Source organism: Stenotrophomonas maltophilia group sp. msm1 (assembly GCF_032025805.1).
In the GTDB taxonomy this organism is placed as follows: Bacteria; Pseudomonadota; Gammaproteobacteria; order Xanthomonadales; family Xanthomonadaceae; genus Stenotrophomonas; species Stenotrophomonas hibiscicola.
In genome coordinates this window covers 98,420-116,588 of record NZ_JAVSKH010000003.1, presented here as the reverse complement: position 1 = coordinate 116,588, position 18,169 = coordinate 98,420, and the positions used below count along the sequence as shown (strand labels likewise).

General features: G+C 67.5%; 13 protein-coding genes. 9 read left to right on the top strand and 4 right to left on the bottom strand.

What is annotated here, in order from left to right; translation table 11 throughout:
• Positions 1 to 2: 2 nt before the first annotated feature.
• The 6 genes from ROV95_RS15690 (at position 3) to ROV95_RS15665 (ending at position 8,935) form a co-directional block, all read left to right on the top strand.
• Positions 3 to 2,630, top strand: coding sequence for a [protein-PII] uridylyltransferase (locus tag ROV95_RS15690; protein ID WP_312545237.1), 2,628 nt, complete (start codon positions 3 to 5; stop codon positions 2,628 to 2,630).
• Positions 2,630 to 3,691 carry a 2,3,4,5-tetrahydropyridine-2,6-dicarboxylate N-succinyltransferase gene (gene dapD, locus ROV95_RS15685; protein WP_312545236.1) on the top strand — a complete coding sequence of 354 codons (1,062 nt, stop codon included), beginning with the start codon at positions 2,630 to 2,632 and terminating at the stop codon, positions 3,689 to 3,691. Before ROV95_RS15690 ends, dapD begins: the two co-directional genes overlap by 1 nt.
• A 191-nt stretch (positions 3,692 to 3,882) precedes the next feature.
• Positions 3,883 to 4,254: an arsenate reductase gene (locus ROV95_RS15680; RefSeq protein WP_312545235.1), complete on the top strand. Its 372-nt coding sequence runs from the start codon at positions 3,883 to 3,885 to the stop codon at positions 4,252 to 4,254.
• Complete coding sequence (gene dapE / locus ROV95_RS15675) at positions 4,251 to 5,378, top strand: succinyl-diaminopimelate desuccinylase (protein ID WP_312545234.1); 1,128 nt, start codon at positions 4,251 to 4,253, stop codon at positions 5,376 to 5,378. The genes ROV95_RS15680 and dapE overlap by 4 nt, the downstream gene beginning before the upstream one ends.
• 379 nt (positions 5,379 to 5,757) lie before the next feature.
• A complete protein-coding gene (gene asnB / locus ROV95_RS15670; RefSeq protein ID WP_312545233.1) occupies positions 5,758 to 7,446 on the top strand; it encodes an asparagine synthase B in 1,689 nt (562 codons plus the stop codon).
• 100 nt (positions 7,447 to 7,546) lie between these two features.
• Complete coding sequence (locus tag ROV95_RS15665; protein ID WP_312545231.1) at positions 7,547 to 8,935, top strand: cation:proton antiporter; 1,389 nt, start codon at positions 7,547 to 7,549, stop codon at positions 8,933 to 8,935.
• An 80-nt stretch (positions 8,936 to 9,015) separates the two neighbouring features.
• On the opposite strand, the gene ROV95_RS15660 is transcribed toward ROV95_RS15665, so the two are convergent.
• On the bottom strand, positions 9,016 to 11,343 hold the full coding sequence (locus ROV95_RS15660; RefSeq protein ID WP_312545229.1) for a penicillin acylase family protein: 2,328 nt from the start codon (positions 11,341 to 11,343) through the stop codon (positions 9,016 to 9,018).
• Between the two features lie 123 nt (positions 11,344 to 11,466).
• Here ROV95_RS15660 and bfr point away from each other — a divergent pair, with 123 nt between their 5' ends.
• A complete protein-coding gene (gene bfr / locus ROV95_RS15655; RefSeq protein WP_005408763.1) occupies positions 11,467 to 11,955 on the top strand; it encodes a bacterioferritin in 489 nt (162 codons plus the stop codon).
• Between the two features lie 283 nt (positions 11,956 to 12,238).
• Here the strand turns inward: bfr and ROV95_RS15650 are convergent, their stop codons facing one another.
• From ROV95_RS15650 to ROV95_RS15640, 3 genes are all read right to left on the bottom strand, one after another.
• Complete coding sequence (locus ROV95_RS15650; protein ID WP_312545227.1) at positions 12,239 to 12,661, bottom strand: hypothetical protein; 423 nt, start codon at positions 12,659 to 12,661, stop codon at positions 12,239 to 12,241.
• 216 nt (positions 12,662 to 12,877) lie between these two features.
• Positions 12,878 to 15,121 carry a DNA topoisomerase IV subunit A gene (gene parC / locus ROV95_RS15645; protein ID WP_021204132.1) on the bottom strand — a complete coding sequence of 748 codons (2,244 nt, stop codon included), beginning with the start codon at positions 15,119 to 15,121 and terminating at the stop codon, positions 12,878 to 12,880.
• A gap of 59 nt (positions 15,122 to 15,180) precedes the next feature.
• Complete coding sequence (locus tag ROV95_RS15640) at positions 15,181 to 16,062, bottom strand: helix-turn-helix transcriptional regulator (protein ID WP_312545226.1); 882 nt, start codon at positions 16,060 to 16,062, stop codon at positions 15,181 to 15,183.
• Between the two features lie 172 nt (positions 16,063 to 16,234).
• Here ROV95_RS15640 and emrR point away from each other — a divergent pair, with 172 nt between their 5' ends.
• Together emrR and emrC are read left to right on the top strand one after the other, a co-directional pair.
• Positions 16,235 to 16,678, top strand: coding sequence for a multidrug efflux system transcriptional regulator EmrR (gene emrR, locus ROV95_RS15635; RefSeq protein ID WP_019659100.1), 444 nt, complete (start codon positions 16,235 to 16,237; stop codon positions 16,676 to 16,678).
• Positions 16,675 to 18,168, top strand: coding sequence for a multidrug efflux transporter outer membrane subunit EmrC (gene emrC, locus ROV95_RS15630; RefSeq protein WP_312545225.1), 1,494 nt, complete (start codon positions 16,675 to 16,677; stop codon positions 18,166 to 18,168). The genes emrR and emrC overlap by 4 nt, the downstream gene beginning before the upstream one ends.
• Position 18,169: the final 1 nt, after the last annotated feature.

Genomic DNA, 18,169 nt, shown 5'->3' with positions numbered 1-18,169 from the left:
CGATGCTGCCGGCGAGTTCGCTGCTGGACACGCCGGCCGCGTCGCTCAACGACCCGGACTGGGCCGCTGCGGCGCGGCAGGCGCTGCAGCAGGCCGACGCACGCCTGTACCGCCGCTTCGACCAGGGCGACAACATCGAGCGCCTGCTGGCGTTGCGTGCGCGCGCTGCCGATCACTTGATCCGCCTGGCGTGGCAGCGTTGCCTGCCGGCCGGCAGCGGCCTGTCGCTGTTCGCGGTCGGCGGCTATGGCCGCGGTGAACTGTTCCCGCGTTCGGACATCGACCTGCTGGTGTTCGGCGATCCGCCGGCACAACTGGCGCACGAGGCGGCATTGGCGCGCCTGTTCGCGCTGCTGTGGGACTGCGGGTTGGCTGTCAGCCATGCGGTGCGTTCTGCATTGCAGTGCCGCGAGGCGGCGGCTGACCAGACCGTGCTGACCGCGCTGATCGAGGCGCGTCCGATCCTGGCCGATGACGCCGCCCGCCGCGCGCTGCGCGAGGCCATCGACGATCGCGAACTGTGGCCGGCACGCACTTTCTTCCTGGCCAAGCTGGAAGAGCTGCGCAACCGTCACCAGCGCTTCGGTGATACCGCCGACAACCTGGAGCCGGACCTGAAGGATGGCCCCGGTGGCCTGCGCGATCTCAACACGCTGGGCTGGATGGCACTGCGCGCGTTCGGCGTGCGCGACCTGGAAGCCCTGGTCGGGCTCGGCCATCTGGGTGCCGACGAAGCCGCGGCGCTCAAGCGCGAACGTGCCGTGCTGGCGCGACTGAGGTTTGGCCTGCACCTGGTAGCACGTCGCCCGGAAGAGCGCCTGCGTTTCGATTACCAGAAGACCCTCGCCGCGCGCCTGGGCTTCGAAGACGACGCCGAGAGCCTCGGTGTCGAGAAAATGATGCAGGGCTTCTACCGCGCCGCGCTGGTGGTGCGGCGGATCAGCGACCGCCTGCTGCAGCGCTTCGAGGAGCAGTTCGACGGCGAGGCGCAGCCGGAGCCGCTGACCGTGGGCTTTTCCCTGCGCCGTGGCTACCTGGCCGCCAACGAGGCCGACTGGCCGCAGGGCGACATTGGCCAAGTGTTCGCGCTGTTTTCCAGCTGGGCCAACAACCCGCAGGTGCGCGGCCTGCACTCGCTGACCGCGCGTGCGCTGGCCGAGTCGCTGCCGCTGCTGCCGGCCTATGACCAGGCCGACGCCGACGCACGCGAGCACTTCCTTGCCCTGCTGCGTGGCCAGCGCCCGGTCGACACGCTTTCGCGCATGGCGCGGCTGGGCGTGCTTGGCCAGTGGATTCCCGCGTTCGCCCAAGTCAGCGGGCGCATGCAGTTCGACCTGTTCCATGTCTACACCGTCGACCAGCACACGCTGATGGTCCTGCGCAACATCGGCCTGTTCGCCAGCAGCCGTGCCGACGAGCGCTTCTCGATCGCGCACGAAGTGTGGCCGCGCCTGCGCAAGCCGGAGCTGCTGCTGCTGGCCGGCCTGTTCCATGACATTGCCAAGGGCCGCGGCGGCGACCACTCCGAGCTGGGTGCGGTGGACGCGCGCGCGTTCTGCCAGGCACATGCGCTCAGTGGCACCGATACCGAACTGGTCGCCTGGCTGGTCGAACAGCACCTGCGCATGTCGGTGACCGCGCAGAAGCAGGACATTGCCGACCCGGTGGTGATCCATCGCTTCGCCACCCTGGTCGGCAGCCGCGACCGCCTGGACTACCTGTATCTGCTGACCTGTGCCGATATTGCCGGCACCAGCCCGAAACTGTGGAACGCCTGGAAGGATCGCCTGCTGGCCGACCTTTACTTCGCCACCCGGCGCGCGTTGCGCGAAGGGCTGGAGCATCCGGTGCCCGCCGCCGAGCGTGTGGCCGAGGCGCGTGACAGCGTGCGCGCACTGGTGCGCGAGCAGGGTTACGACGATGCCACCATCGACCGCCAGTTCGCGGTGATGCCGGATGAGGGCTTCATCCGCCTGCGCCCCGAGCAGCTGGCCTGGCAGGCCGCTGCGCTGGTGCCGGTGAAGCAGGGCCAGACCCTGGTCAAGGTCCGCCGGATCAGTGTCGACGACCCCGCGCTGGAAGTGTTCGTGCACTCGCCCGACCGCGACGGCCTGTTCGCCGCGATCGTGATGACCCTGGACCGCAAGGGCTACGGGATCCACCGTGCACGCGTGCTGGATGGCCCGGCCGACACCATCTTCGATACCTTCGAAGTGAACCCGGCCGACACGTTTGCCGATGGCAGCAGTGCCAACCTGGAGGCGGCGCTGCGCGAGGCCCTGAGTGGCGACCTTGCGCGGCTTCGGCCGTCACGCCGGGTGGTGCCGCGGCAGCTGCGTCATTTCCGTTTTGCGCCGCGCATCGAATTCCGCGATGAACCGGGCGCAACCCGTTTTGCCCTGGTCGCCCCCGACCGTCCCGGCCTGCTGGCCGATGTGGCGTTCGTGCTGCGCAACCAGGGCCTGCGCGTGCATGATGCGCGCATTGCCACGTTCGGCGAACGCGCCGAAGACACCTTCGTGATCAGTGACGAACACGACCTCCCCCTGACTGAACCTGCCCGGCAGCAGCTGCATGACGCGATGCTGGCCTGCCTGGACCCTGATCGAAACGCCGGAGACCCCGCCTGATGGCCACCAAGCCTGCTAAGAAGACTGCTGCCACCGCCAAGAGCGCAGCGGCCAAGAAAACTGCCGCCGTGCCGGCTGCGAAGAAGGCTGCCGCGCCGAAGAAAGCCGCGGTGGTGAAGGCGCCGGCGAAGAAGGTGGCGGCACCGAAGAAGGCCCCGGCCAAGAGCGCAGAAGCCGCACGCGCCGAAACCATCGCCCGCAAGTCGCTGCGCAAGCCGGCCGCGCCGGGCGTGGAAGAACTGAAGTTCGGCATCGAAAGTGCCTTCGAACGCCGCGCCACGCTGACCCTGCACGAACTGGAAGGCTCGACCAGACCGCTGGTCAACCGTGTGATCGACGGCCTGGAGAGCGGTGAATTCCGCGTCGCTGAGCCGGACGGCCAGGGCGGCTGGAAGGTCAACGAGTGGCTGAAGAAGGCGGTGCTGCTGTATTTCCGTGTCAACGACATGGCGGTGGTCGATGCACGCCCGGCACCGTTCTGGGACAAGGTCGAATCGCGCTTCGCCGGCTATGACGAAGCGAAGTTCCGCCGAGGCGGCGTGCGCGTGGTGCCGGGCGCGATTGCTCGCCGTGGCACGTATTTCGGCAAGGATGTGGTGCTGATGCCGAGCTTCACCAACATCGGCGCCTATGTCGGCGAAGGCACCATGGTGGACACCTGGGCCACCGTCGGTTCCTGCGCGCAGATCGGCCAGCACTGTCATCTGTCCGGCGGTGCCGGCATCGGCGGCGTGCTGGAGCCGCTGCAGGCCAGCCCGACCATCATCGAGGACCATTGCTTCATCGGTGCCCGCTCGGAAGTGGTTGAGGGTGTGGTGGTCGGCCACCACAGCGTGATCGGCATGGGCGTGTTCCTCAGCCAGAGCACCCGCATCTACAACCGCGCCACCGGTGAGATCAGCTACGGCTACATCCCGCCGTACAGCGTGGTGGTGTCCGGCTCGCTGCCGAGCAAGGACGGTACCCATTCGCTGTACTGCGCGGTGATCGTCAAGCAGGTCGATGCCAGGACCCGCAGCAAGACCAGCGTCAACGACCTGCTGCGGGGCCTGGCCGACTGAAGGTGACTGCGCCGGAGGATCCGGCGCAGTACGCGAGCTACCGGCATCCCCCCGACGTCCTGTTCGGGCGGATGCCGCCGCGCCTGCCGCGTGCGCCGCGCTGTGGCAGGCGACCCACCGTGCCGTGCCGTTTAGGGTCGTGCCCGAGCGCCTGTTGTGAGATTCTGGCCCTCTGTTTTCCAGCATCACAGATGGCCATGAGCAACACTGTCTACGGTTTGAAGAACTGCGATACCTGCAAGAAGGCGACCAAGTGGCTGGACCGCTTCGGCGTGCCGTACACCTTCGTCGACTACCGCGACAACAAGCCCAGCCCGGAAACACTGCTGGCGTGGGCTGAGCAGCTGGGTGGCCTGGCCGCGATGGTGAACAGATCCTCCACCACCTGGCGGCAGCTGCCGGACAACCGCAAGGCCGCCGCTTCCGAGGCCGAATGGAAACTGCTGCTGCGTGAGTACCCGCAGTTGATCAAGCGCCCGCTGGTGGTTACCGCCGACGGCAAGGCCAGCCAGGGTTTCAGTGACAACGGCTTCAAGGCCCGCTTCGGCGTGGGCCAGTCATGAGTGCCGTCCTCGACCTGGCCTGCGAGCTGATCGCGCGCCCCTCGGTTACCCCGGACGACGCCGGTTGCCAGGCACTGCTGGCGGCGCGGTTGAAGCAGGCAGGGTTCCACTGTGACCACCTGCGTCTGGGTGAGGTCGACAATCTGTGGGCGACCCACGGCCAGGGTGCGCCGGTGCTGGTGCTGCTGGGCCATACCGACGTGGTGCCGACCGGTCCGCGCGAGGCCTGGACCAGCGACCCGTTCACCCCGCAGATCCGCGACGGCGTGCTGTATGGCCGTGGCGCCGCCGACATGAAGGGCAGCGTGGCCGCGTTCGTGGTGGCCGCCGAGCAGTTCGTCGCCGCGCATCCCGATCACCCCGGCACGCTGGCAGTGCTGCTGACCAGCGACGAGGAAGGCGACGCGATCGATGGCGTGCGCCACGTCGCGCGCCTGTTCGCCGAGCGCGGCCAGCGCATCGACTGGTGCATTACCGGCGAGCCATCATCGACAGCGGCGCTGGGCGACCTGCTGCGCGTCGGGCGTCGCGGCAGCCTGTCGGCCAAGCTGCGCGTGCAGGGCGTGCAGGGTCACGTGGCGTATCCGGAGAAGGCACGCAACCCGATCCACCAGGCGGCGCCGGCCCTGGCCGAGCTGACGGCGCGACGCTGGGACAAGGGGTACGAGAGTTTCCCGCCGACCAGCCTGCAGATCTCCAACATCCGTGCCGGCACCGGCGCCAACAACGTGATTCCCGGGGAGCTGGAGGTCGATTTCAACATCCGCTACAACCCGCACTGGGATGCACCGAAGCTGGAAACGGAGATCACCGCGCTGCTGGACCGGCACGGCCTGCAGTACGCGCTGAAGTGGCATCGCAGCGGCGAGCCGTTCTACACCCCGGAAGGCACGCTGCGCGCCACCGCACGCGCGGTGCTGGCCGAGCACATCGGTCGTGCCCCTGAGGAAAGCACCGGTGGCGGCACCTCCGATGCACGCTTCATCGCGCCGCTGGGTGCGCAGTGCATCGAAGTGGGGCCAGTCAACGCCAGCATCCACCAGGTGGATGAGAACGTGCGCGTGGATGATCTGGAAGCGTTGCCGGGGCTTTACCAGCGACTGGTGGAACGGCTGCTGGCGTGAGGCATGGCGCCGGGCACGGCCCGGCGCTCCCCCTGTGAGTGCCGACTGCTGGGTGCCGACCGTTGGTCGGCACACCTTCACCTGGTTGCCAATGCAACGGTTGCGCAGCGCCGGAATCCGGGGTAGGGTCGATGCCATGTCGATCCGCCTGGCTACCGCCGTCAATAACAACAACCGCAATAATCTGCGCGCGAATAATCGTGCGCGGCCGATGCGGGACTGCGCCCTGGGTAGATAGACAGCAACACACGCCCGGACACCAGAAAACCCGCATCGGTCGATGCGGGTTTTTTTGTGCCCGGGCGCAGCCCCACCCGGGCCTGGATGGCCGGTCGAACACCCTCCCACCCGTGAAATTCCCCCAACAGGAGCTCCCCCCATGTGTTCGATATTCGGAATCTTCGGCCTGCAGGCCGGTGACGATCTTCCGGCTCTGCGCCGCCATGCGCTGGAACTGTCGCAGCGCCAGCGCCACCGTGGCCCGGACTGGAGCGGCGTGTATCTTGACGAAGGTGCGCTGCTGGTCCACGAGCGGCTGGCCATCGTCGACCCGGCCGGTGGCTCGCAGCCGCTGCTGTCGGCCGATGGCCAGCTGGCGCTGGCGGTGAACGGCGAGATCTACAACCACCAGCAGTTGAAGGCCACGCTGACCACCGCCTACGACTTCCAGACGGGTTCGGACTGCGAGGTGATCAACGCGCTTTACCGCCAGGGCGGATCGCCGGCGCAGTGGCTGGAGCAGCTCAACGGCATCTTCGCCTTCGCGCTGTGGGATCGTGATGCCGGCCGCGTGCTGGTGGCGCGCGATCCGATCGGCGTGGTGCCGTTGTACTGGGGCCACGATGCCCAGGGCCGCCTGCGCGTGGCCTCGGAAATGAAGGCGGTCGATACCTGTGCCGATGTCGCGCAGTTCCCGCCGGGCCACTATTTCGACAGCGCCAGTGGCGAGCTGGTGCGCTACTACCAGCAGTCGTGGCGCGCCTACGCTGACGTGCAGGGGCGCCAGGCCGATCTGGCCGAACTGCGCCAGGCCTTCGAGCATGCGGTGGAACGCCAGTTGATGAGCGACGTGCCATACGGCGTGCTGCTGTCCGGTGGCCTGGACTCGTCGCTGGTGGCGGCGGTGGCCGCACGCTATGCGCGTCGCCGCATCGAGGATGGCGGGCAGACCGAAGCCTGGTGGCCGCGCCTGCATTCGTTCGCGATCGGCTTGAAGGGCTCGCCCGATCTGGCTGCCGCTGCCATTGCTGCCGAAGCGCTGGGTACCGTGCATCACGGCTTCGAGTACACCTTCGAGGAAGGCCTCGATGCGCTGCCGGAAGTGATTCGCCACATCGAAACCTACGACGTCACCACCATTCGCGCCTCGACGCCGATGTTCCTGCTGGCGCGGCGGATCAAGGCGATGGGGGTGAAGATGGTGCTCTCCGGCGAGGGCAGCGACGAGATCTTTGGTGGCTACCTGTATTTCCACAAGGCGCCGGATGCGCGTGAATTCCACGAGGAGCTGGTGCGCAAGCTCGACGCGCTGCACAACTACGACTGCCTGCGTGCCAACAAGTCGATGATGGCCTGGGGCGTGGAGCCACGGGTGCCGTTCCTCGACCGCGAATTCCTCGACGTGGCGATGCGCTTCGATGCCGCGCACAAGATGGTGGGCGCCGGCTTTGGCGGTCGCCGCATCGAAAAGGCGGTGCTGCGCGAGGCGTTCGACGGCTACCTGCCGGACAGCATCCTGTGGCGGCAGAAGGAACAGTTCAGCGATGGCGTGGGTTATGGCTGGATCGATGGGCTGAAGGCACATGCCGAGGCGCAGGTGAGCGACCGTGTACTGGCGGCCGCCGACAAGCGCTTCCCGCACAACCCGCCGCAGACCAAGGAGGCGTACTACTACCGCCACCTGTTCGAGCAGTTCTTCCCGAGCCGGGCAGCGGCCGAGACCGTGCCGGGGGGCAAGTCCATCGCCTGTTCGTCGCCCGCGGCCATTGCCTGGGACGCCAGCTTCGCCGCGGCTGCAGATCCCTCGGGCCGCGCGATCGCCGGAGTGCACGAGCAGGCACTGGCCTAGGCGCGAGAAAGGGGAGGGAGGAGCGCACGTCGTATGTGCCACAAACGTCTTAATCCCCTCCGTCCCCTTTTTTGTATGATCGCCCCCCGTACATCGGGGAATGTTCATGGACGTACAGAACGGGGGCCAGGCGCCGCAGATGAAGTGGGGATGGCGCTACCTGGGCTGGGCCGTGGTACCACTGCTGGCCGGCGTGCTGCTGGCCCGCTATGCCGGGCCGGCTGCGCCCGAAGCGGTTGCGCGTGCCACGGCCGCCACCGAAGGCAGCTGGGCGCAGCACCTGGCGTCACCGCTGGGCCTGTTCCTGCTGCAGCTGCTGGTGCTGCTGCTGGTGGCCAAGGGCGCGGGGGCGCTGCTCAAGCGTCTGGGGCAGCCGGCGGTGATCGGCGAGATGGCGGCCGGCCTGATGATGGGGCCGCTGGTGCTCGGCAGCCTGCTGCCGCAGCTGCAGGGTGCGCTGTTCCCGGCCAGTTCGCTGGGCCCTCTGGGCATGCTCAGCCAGCTGGGCGTGCTGATGTTTCTGCTGGTGGCCGGTGCCGAACTGGACCTGGCGGCACTGCGCGGCCGCCGGCGTTTCGCCTTCACGGTCAGCCATGCCGGCATCGCGGTGCCGTTCGTGCTCGGCGTCGCGTTGGCGATCGGGCTGTACCCGCAGCACGGCCCACAGGGGGTGGGCTTCACCGCATTCGCGCTTTTCGTTGGCATATCGATGAGCATCACCGCGTTCCCGGTGCTGCTGCGCATCCTCGCCGACCGTGGCATCACGCAGACGCCGCTGGGCCAGACCGCCATCGCCTGCGCGGCTTTGGGCGATGCCACCGCATGGTGCCTGCTGGCACTGATCGTGGCGGCTGCACAGGCCAGCGGATGGCTGCCGGCCAGCCTCAACCTGCTGTGCGTGGTCGCCTTCGTGGCGCTGATGCTGGGGCTGGTGAAGCCGTGGTTCGCCCGCCAGCAGATCGTGCCGGGGCGTGAAGGGCGCTGGCTGCTCGGCATCCTGCTGCTGTCGCTGGGCAGTGCCCTGATCACCGAGATGCTCGGCATCCACGCGCTGTTCGGTGCGTTCGCTGCGGGCGTGGCGGTGTCGTCCAACGCGCAGCTGCGCGGCCTGTTGATGGCCCGCGTCGAACCGTTCGCGGTGACCCTGCTGCTGCCGCTGTTCTTCGCCATGACCGGCCTTCGCATGCGCGCCGACGCGCTGCAGGCCAGCGACATCGTGCTGTGTGGTGTGGTGATCGCAGTGGCCACGACCGGCAAGCTGCTGGGTACCTTCAGCGCCGCGCGCAGTGCCGGCATGCCCACCCGTGAGGCGTGGCGGCTGGGTGCACTGATGAACACCCGTGGCCTGATGGAGCTGATCGTGCTCAACCTGGGTTACGAACTTGGCCTGCTCGGTGACCGCCTGTTCGCGGTGCTGGTGATCCTGGCGCTGGTGACAACGGCGATGACCGGGCCACTGCTGAACCTGATCGAGCGGCGCAGGGGCTGAGTTGAGCGGTAGTGCCGGCCGCTGGCCGGCAACCATGCAGGTGTGTGCAGCATCATGAGGTTGCCGGCCAGCGGCCGGTACTACCGCGCCGGCACCAGCGTCATCGAGTGCTGCGCCTTGCCGGGCAGGAACGGCGTCGGCCGCCCATGCACCCAGTCTTCGTGGCCGGCGCCCCAGTACGGCGACAGCGGGTGCCCGCTCTGGCCGCCGGGCATATGCACGATGCCGTCGGCCTCGTGCCCGGGCGAAACCACCATGCGTTCGGAAGCACCGAAGCCCGGCGTCTGCACGCGCGGCATGTCGCGGTCGCCGGGCAGGCGGTCGGCCGGCATGCACAGCCAGTGTTTGGCGATGTCCGGCAGCGCCCGTGCGATGGGGTGGCAGATCGCCGCCGTATTGCGTTCGCCCCAGCTGCGCTTGGCCAGTGGGCCCTGCCTGGCCAGCTCGCTCTCGGTGCGGCGTGCGGCGTCGATCAGCAGCGCATCCCAGCTGTCGAAGGCCGGTGGCAGCAGATTGGCCGGACGCTGCTGCAGCATCGGCCAAGCCACGCCTTCCAGCTGCGCCAGGCGCGGCTCCAGATAGTCATCGCCCAGCTGCGCATTGGCCGGTGCCAGCAGTGCATCGGACAGTGTTGTCATCACCTGCGTACGGAACTCGCGCACCACCCGGTAGCTGACCGAGCTGGCCGAGGCACGGCCGTCCCATTGATGGCTGGCCTCCTTCAAACGCTTCAGTGCAGGGTCGTCACTGCGCTCGATGACGTCGTGCAGCAGGGCCCACCAGCGCTGCAGGAACACCGCGCGATCGTCGAGCTGGATCGCCAGCAGGTCGTGCTCGTCGAAGCGCTCCTGGATCGCCAGCAGGTCACGGATCTGCCGGGCCCGTGCTCCCAGGTCATAGCCACCGTTGCCGACGCTGGCCAGTGCCTCGCCGTCGAGGACGCGGCCGTTGGCGGTCCACAGGCGGTGGTTGGGAGGATCGATCAATGCCGGTGAAGCATCGCTGCGGATCGGCCACGGCGCACAGTCCTGGTTGTTGCCGGCACTGAAGCCGGCCGGCGCGCAGCCCGGACCGCGATCCGGGCGGGCGCCGATCAGCCGCCAGGCGATGCGTCCGCTGCGGTCGCCGACCACCAGGTTCTGCGCGGGAATGCCGGCGTGGTCGGCGAACTTCAGTGCAGCGTCCAGATCGCCAGCGCGGGCCAGGTCACCGAAGTCCAGCCGCACCGCGCCGGGCAGGTGGGCGACCCAACGCAGCGCGTCACCGCTGCCATCGGCATGGGCGTGCAGGATCGGGCCCCAGGCGGTTTCGCGTACCGGGAACAGCACGTCGGCCTGGCCGGCCACCGCAATCCGCTCTTCATGCACGGTCACCTCGGCATTGGCCGGTTCCGAGCGGTAATCGGCGGTGTCGATGTAGCTGTTGGTGAAGCCCCAGGCCACGTGCCCGTTGCTGCCGACGATCACCGCCGGCAGGCCGGGCAGCGAGAAGCCGGTGACATCGACCTGGCCGCCGGCAGCCTGTGGATCGGGGTAGCGCAGGCGCACGCGGAACCACAGGCCGGGGGCACGCAGGCCCAGGTGCATGTCGTCGGCGACGATCGCGCGGCCGTCGGCGGTAAGCGCCCCGGCCACCGCGAAGTTGTTGCTGCCGACGACGTCGGCTTCTTCCTGCTCGGTGCCCGACTTTCCCTTCAATGTGCGCAGGTCGAGCTGGCTGGCGTCGGGCAGGGCAGCATTGCCGCTCGGTTCGCCGAACAGCGGTGCATCCCATTCGGTACCGTCGTGGGCAATCAGCGCGTAGAGCGCTGGCGGCACCACGGCGCGGATGCGGCTCAGCGCAAGCTCGGTCTGATTGCCCGGGTCCTGCAGGTCGGCATACATGGCCAGCCCGGCCAGCACGCTGTCGCTGGCCTGCCAGGGTTGTGGCGATTGCCGCAGCAGCAGGTAGGCCCACGGGCGCACGGAGAGATCGGCCAGGCCCTGATTGACCCCACCGACATAGGCGCTCACCGCTTCGATGTTGTCGCCCAGCGCAGCCTGCATGTTCGCCTCGGTGCGCGCGCGCAGCCGATGCACGCGCATGCGCTTGTCGGCGTCGATGGCCTTCGGCCCGAACAGCGCCGACAGCTCCCCGGCGGCACTGCGGCGCATCAGGTCCATTTCGAAATAACGTTCCTGCGCGTGCACGCGGCCGAGTGCGCGCATCGCATCGGCCTGGCTGCCGGCGGTGATGGTGACCACCCCCAGCGCATCGCGCTCGAGGGTGACCGGCGCGGCCAGCCCCGGCAAGGCATGCTCGCCGTCCAGGTCGGCCAGGCTGCCCCGCAGCAGGAGCCACAGGACCAGTGCGGCGATCAGCACGATGGCGATCACTACGCCCAGCACCCAACGCCATGTACGTCGCATCGCACGTCCTTTCCGAACTCGTGGGCCGATTGTAGCCGCAGGCGCAACTGCGACTGATTCCGATTAGATCACCGTACTTTGAAATGCGGCACCCTATGCCGCATCGATTCACAGGAGCCCCCCATGAAAGGCAACCCGGACGTCATCGCCTGCCTGAAGGAACTGCTGCGCGGCGAGCTCGCTGCCCGCGACCAGTACTTCATCCATTCCCGCCGCTACGAGGACCAGGGCCTGTTCGCGCTGTACGAACGCCTGAACCACGAGATGGAAGAGGAAACCCAGCATGCCGATGCGCTGCTCCGCCGGATCCTGTTCCTGGGGGGCGACCCGGACATGCGCCCGCATGCCACCGAGCCGGGCAAGACCGTGGAGGAGATGCTGCAGAAGGATCTCGACACTGAATACGCGGTTCGGAACAATCTCGCCGCCGGCATGAAGCTGTGCGAGGAGAAGGGCGATTACGTGAGCCGCGACATCCTGCTGGCGCAGCTGAAGGACACCGAGGAAGACCACGCCTGGTGGCTGGAGCAGCAGCTGGGCCTGATCAAGCGCATCGGCCTGGAGCTGTACCAGCTGAGCAAGATCGACGGCAACGGCGCCCCGGCGCACTGAGCCGGCGTCGCTCTCTGTAGAGCCGAGCCATGCTCGGCTGCTGTTGGATCCGAGTCGAGCATGGCTCGACTCTACAAAGTTCTGTCGCCCGCCAGCACCGGAGCACCGCCAGCCAGCTTTCGCCAGCCAGCTGCTCCACCGCCCGCCAGCCGACAACGAAAAAGCCGGGGATTGCCTCGGCTTTTTCGTGTCCGGGTTCGGATCCGTTTTCAACGAAAACGGCTCTGACCCCTCCCTCCGGTCGGATCGCGCGACGACGGAGATTCAAGTCAGACAGGGGAAATCACAATTCGTCAGCGTCGGAGAGATCCTGATAGCCCACAGGAGTCGTCCCATTGAAGTCGACCAGAACCCCGTATGGGTGGCAGATTGTCAGTCGTCCCTCTGCAAAGAGAATCGACCACCTTTTCTGTTCCCAGAACGTAAGTTCTGGCTCGGATGCCAGCGGGCCTTCCCCCGAAGAAGCTTCGGCCGGGAAGTGAACGGCGAGATGTTCCAAGGCTTGTTGCTGCAGGGCTGGGAGCTCCGAGAGCTGCCCCATCACGAAGCCCACCTCTGGGATCAGTTGACCGTCTTCGGACGTCTGGATCGAGAAGAATGTGCCGTCCTTTGCAGGCAAGCGTCCTTGGGCGAACCAACCTGTATCGGAGTCGCCGACGATGTGCAGTTCGCCCAGGCCTTGAACCTGAATTATTGAAGGGATCATTCGGCAGTTGGTCGTGGTAGCAATCGTCTGAGTGTGAGGCAAAAACGCAAATAGCCAGGATCTCCCCGGCTATTTGCGTTCAATTGGTCAACGATTGTCGCTTATGCCCTGTTCGTCTATCGAGGCAAAGCGTGTCAACCAAGGTTGACACCTACCAGGGGCGGTGTCCGGGGTCAGAGCCCTTTCCGGTGGAAAGGGATCCGACCCACGTGCCCCTCACTCCACCGACAGGCCTTCCACCTTCTGCCAGCCGCGCGGCAGCAGGTGGCCGCGGGTGGCGCGGGCGCCGAGGTAGGCATCCAGCTCGTTGAACTTCAGGCCCATGGTGCGCTGGCCGCTGCGCACCTGCAGGGTCTGCCCCGGGCTGATCGCCACGATGGCGACCACGCGTTCGGTGGCGAGCTTGGCCTTCGGGATCTCGATGATCTTGTTGCCCTTGCCCTTGTCCAGTTCCGGCAGGTCGTTGGCGGCGATCGCCAGCAGGTTGCCCGAACTGGTCACCGCCACGATGCGGTCGGTGGCGACGTTGGCGACCACCGACGGGGTCAGCACCGACGAACCTGCGGACAGGTTCAGCATCGCCTTGCCGGCCTTGTTGCGACCGATCAGGTTCTCGAAGCGGGTGACGAAGCCATAGCCATGACTGGAGGCCAGCACGAAGCGGGTGTCCGGCTCGGCACTGGCCAGGGTCACGAAGCTGGTGCCCGGTGCCGGCGAGAAGCGGCCGGTCAGCGGTTCGCCATTGCCACGCGCGGAGGGCAGGGTGTGCACCGGCGTCGAGTAGGCGCGGCCTTCGCTGTCGAGGAACGCGACCTGCTGGGTGCTGCGAGCGCGCACCGCGCCCTGCAGCCCGTCGCCTTCACGGTACGACAGTGCGGATGCATCGACGTCGTGGCCCTTGGCGGCGCGGATCCAGCCCTTCTCCGACAGCACCACGGTCATCGGCTCGCTCGGCACCAGCTCGGTCTCGTCGATGGCCTGCGCCGCCTGGCGCTGCACCAGCGGCGAACGGCGTGCGTCGCCGAACTTCCTGGCGTCGGCGGTCAGTTCATCGCGGATCAGCTTCTTCAGCTTGGCCTTGCTGTCGAGGATGCCGAGGATCTTCTCGCGCTCCTTGGCCAGTTCATCCTGCTCGCCGCGGATCTTCATTTCCTCCAGGCGGGCCAGCTGCTTCAGCTTGGTTTCCAGGATGTACTCGGCCTGTTCCTCGGACAGGCCGAAGCGCGCGATCAGTGCGGCCTTCGGTTCGTCCTCGGTACGGATGATGTGGATCACCTCGTCCAGGTTGAGGAAGGCGACCAGCAGGCCTTCCAGCAGGTGCAGGCGACGTTCGACCTTCTGCAGGCGGTGCTGCAGGCGGCGGGTCACGGTGTTGCTGCGGAAGGTCAGCCATTCGCTGAGCAGCATCTTGAGGTTCTTCACCTGCGGACGCCCATCCAGCCCGATCACGTTGAGGTTGACGCGGTAGCTGCGCTCCAGGTCCGTGGTTGCGAACAGGTGGCCCATCAACTGGTCGGCGTCGACGCGGTTGGAACGCGGCACCAGCACCACGCGCACCGGATTGGCGTGGTCGGATTCATCACGGATGTCCTCCAGCCACGGCAGCTTCTTGGCACGCATCTGCGCGGCGATCTGCTCGATCACCTTCGACGGCGACACCTGGAACGGCAGCGCCGTGATCACGATGTTGCTGGCTTCCTTGGTGAAGGTCGCGCGTGCACGCACGCTGCCGTTGCCAGTCTCGTAGATGTTGCGCAGGTCATTGGCCGCGGTGATGATCTCGGCGCTGGACGGGTAGTCCGGGCCCTGCACGTGTTCGCACAGGTCGCGCACGGTGGCGTCGGGGTTGTCCAGCAGGTGCAGCAGCGCACTGACGATCTCGTTGAGATTGTGCGGCGGCACGTCGGTGGCCATGCCCACGGCGATGCCGGTGGTGCCGTTGAGCAGCAGGTGCGGGAGCCGCGCCGGCATCCAGGTCGGTTCCTGCAGGGTGCCGTCGAAGTTCGGTGCCCAGTCGGTGGTGCCCTGGCCCAGTTCGCCCAGCAGCACTTCGGCGATCGGGGTCAGCTTGGATTCGGTGTAACGCATCGCCGCGAACGACTTGGGGTCGTCGCTGGAGCCGAAGTTGCCCTGGCCCTCGATCAGCGGGTAGCGGTACGAGAACGGCTGTGCCATCAGCACCAGCGCCTCGTAGCACGCGCTGTCGCCGTGCGGGTGGTACTTACCGATGACGTCGCCGACGGTGCGCGCGGACTTCTTCGGCTTGGACGCGGCATTCAGGCCCAGCTCGCTCATCGAATAGATGATGCGGCGCTGCACCGGCTTCAGGCCGTCGCCGATGAACGGCAGGGCGCGGTCCAGGACCACGTACATCGAGTAGTCGAGGTAGGCGCGTTCGGCGTACTCGCGCAGCGGCAGTTGTTCGAATCCGTGGAACACGGGACGGGCAAGTTCGGTCATGCGGCGTTGTTACCTATGTCGGGAGGCGGCGACGGCGGTCGCCGCTCGCAATCCTGTGATTATCCGGATGCGGCGGGGGATGCCAAGCCGCGTGCAGGGTCCAGCCCGGTTTCCAGGCCATGCCCGGCCCGCGCCAGGTAGCGCCCAGGCGGCAACCCGAAGTGACGGCGGAACACGGTGACGAACGCGCTGGCGCTGCTGAAGCCCAGTGCGTGGGCGATGTCGGCCACGCTGCGGCCCTCGGTCAGCTGGCGCAACGCCTCGGACAGGCGGGCCTGTTGCCGCCACTGGGCGAAGCTGAGCGTGGTCTCGTCGCGGAAGTGACGGGTCAGGCTGCGCGGCGACAGGCCGGCCCAGTGGGCCCATTCGGCCAGGCTGCGCTCGTCGGACGGGTCGGCCAGCAGCTGCGAGGCGATCTTCAGCAGGCGCCGGTCGTAGGGCATCGGCAGATGCATGCGCTGACGCGGCGCGGTGCGGATCTCGTCCAGCAGCACCTCGATGATGTGCTGGCGCTCGGGCGTGGTGTCATAGCCCAGCGGCCATTCGCAGATGCGCTCGGCCAGCGCCTGCGCCAGCTTGGACAGGCCCAGCACGCAGGGGTCGGCGGGCAGGGTGGCACAGGCGGGTGCGGCCAGCGCCATGCCCCAGCCACGCAGCGGCCCGTCGAGGGTGACCGTGTGCGGCTCCAGAGGCGGCATCCAGCCGGCCGAACCCGGCGCCAACGACCAGGTGCCGTGCGAGGTGCGGGTGGTCAGCAGGCCACGCTCCACGTAGATCAGTTGCGCGCGCTGGTGATGGTGCCAGTCCACCTCACGGACCAGTCCCTGCGGGCTGTCGAAGCGGTAGGCGACCACCGATGGGCCGTCGTTGCGCTCGAACCAGTCCAGCGCGTCGTCGCGCAGCAGGCGCTTGGGAGGGGGAATTTCTGCCTTGTTCATCATATCCGCTGGCTGAAATGTGTCATCCATTGGCTGAATTGTACTACCGGGCCAGCTGACCAGGTCATTAAGGTAGGCGCCTTCACCGATCCAGCCCATTGCTGCAACACAGCATTCGATGCCAGATCGAATATTTCCATTGAGAAATATTTTTTTTGGAAGAGAATGCTCCCCCATGATCTGTCCTGCAACCACTCCCCCCAGCTTCGGCCTGCTGCTGCGCCAGGTGCGCGACGGGCTGGTCCGCCAACTCGACGCGTCCATGGCGGAAGAAGACCTGGGCATCGGCTTCACCCACTACATCGGGTTGAAGGTGCTTTCCAACATGGCGCCGTGCACCGCCAACGAACTGGCCCAGGCCATCGACCAGGTGCCCAGCGCCGTGACCCGGCTGCTGGACAAGCTGGAGGCACTGGGCTGCGTCCGTCGCCAACCGCATGCCCAGGACCGTCGTGCGCTGCAGATCGTGCTGACCGATGAAGGCCGCGCGTTGTGGGCGCGGCTGAAGCTGCGCGGCGACGCGGTGATGGATTACGCCCTGCGTGATCTCTCAACCGACGAGCGCACGCTGCTGCTGTCCCTCCTTACCCGAATCCGCGATTCCTTGACGACCCCATGAACCCGATCCCGCATTTCACTTTCCGCCGGTCCTGGCGCACGCTGCTGGTGTCAGCGCTGGCCCTGGCCCTGGCCGCCTGTGCCAGCAGTCGTGGCCTCAATCCGCAGGGCCACGTGCTGGATGTGGACAGCCTGCACAGCGAACGCACCCTGGCCGACACCGACCTGAGCGCCACCGGCTTCCCGGCGCAGGACTGGTGGAAGGCGCTGGGCGATGCGCAGCTGGACGCGCTGGTCGCCGAGGGCCTGGCCGGCCACCCGAGCCTGGACGCCGCCGACGCGCGCCTGCGCCAGGCCCAGGCCCAGGTCGGCACTGCGCGTGCCGACGAACTGCCGAGCCTGTCGGTGTCTGGTGGCTACACCGGCCTGCGCCTGCCTGAGTCGATGGCAGGCAGCGAGATCGGTGGCCATTACGCCGGCAGCAGCCAGGTCGCCTTCGACTTCAGCTACGGCGTGGACCTGTGGGGCGGCAAGCGCGCCGCCTGGGAAGCCGCCGTGGACGGTGCGCACGCCGCCACCGTTGAAGCGCAGGCCGCCCGCCTGAACCTGTCCACTGGCATCACCCAGGCCTATGCCGACCTGGCCTACGCGTGGCAGCTCAACGACGTGGCCGAGGAAGAGCTGAGCCGTTCGCAGAAGTCACTTGAGCTGACCCGCCAGCGCCGCCGCGCCGGCATCGACAGTGATCTGCAGGTGCGCCAGGCCGAGGCCCGCGTGCCGGCCGCGCAGCAGCAGGTGCAGGCCGCCCAGCAGCGTATCGACGCCGCCCGCACCGCACTGGCCGCGCTGGTCGGCAAGGGCCCGGACCGTGGCCTGTCGATCCAGCGCCCGCAGCCGTTGAACCCGGTGGCGCTGCAGCTGCCTGGGGTGCTGCCCAGCGAGCTGCTGGGCCGTCGCCCCGACATCGTGGCCGCACGCTGGCGCGTTGAAGCGGCCGACAAGCAGATCAAGGTCGCGAAGACGAAGTTCTACCCGAGCTTCAACCTGACCGCGCTGGCCGGCGTGGTCGCCCCGAATGTGAGCGACCTGCTGAAGAGCAGTTCCACCTTCGCCTACATCGGCCCTGCGCTGAGCCTGCCGATCTTCGAAGGCGGCAAGCTGCGCGCCAACCTGGCCAATACCGATGCGCAGTACGACCTGGCGGTGGCCAACTACAACCAGACCGTGCTCGATGCGCTGCGTGATGTGGCCGACCAGGTCAACGCGGTGCGCTCGCTGGCACAGCAGGCGCAGTCGCAGCAGCAGGCGGTGGACACCGCACGCGCTGCCTTCGACCTGGCCCAGCAGCGCTACCGCGCCGGCATCGGCAGCTACCTGGACGTGCTGACCGCGCAGTCCACCCTGCTGCAGTCGCAGCAGCAGCTGGCCGGCCTGCAGTCGCAGCAGGTGCAGTCCTCGGTGCGCCTGAGCAAGGCGCTGGGTGGTGGTTTCCAGCCCACTGACGCCGACCGCGCACCGATCGCCTCCCATTCCGATTCCTCGCATTCCTGAA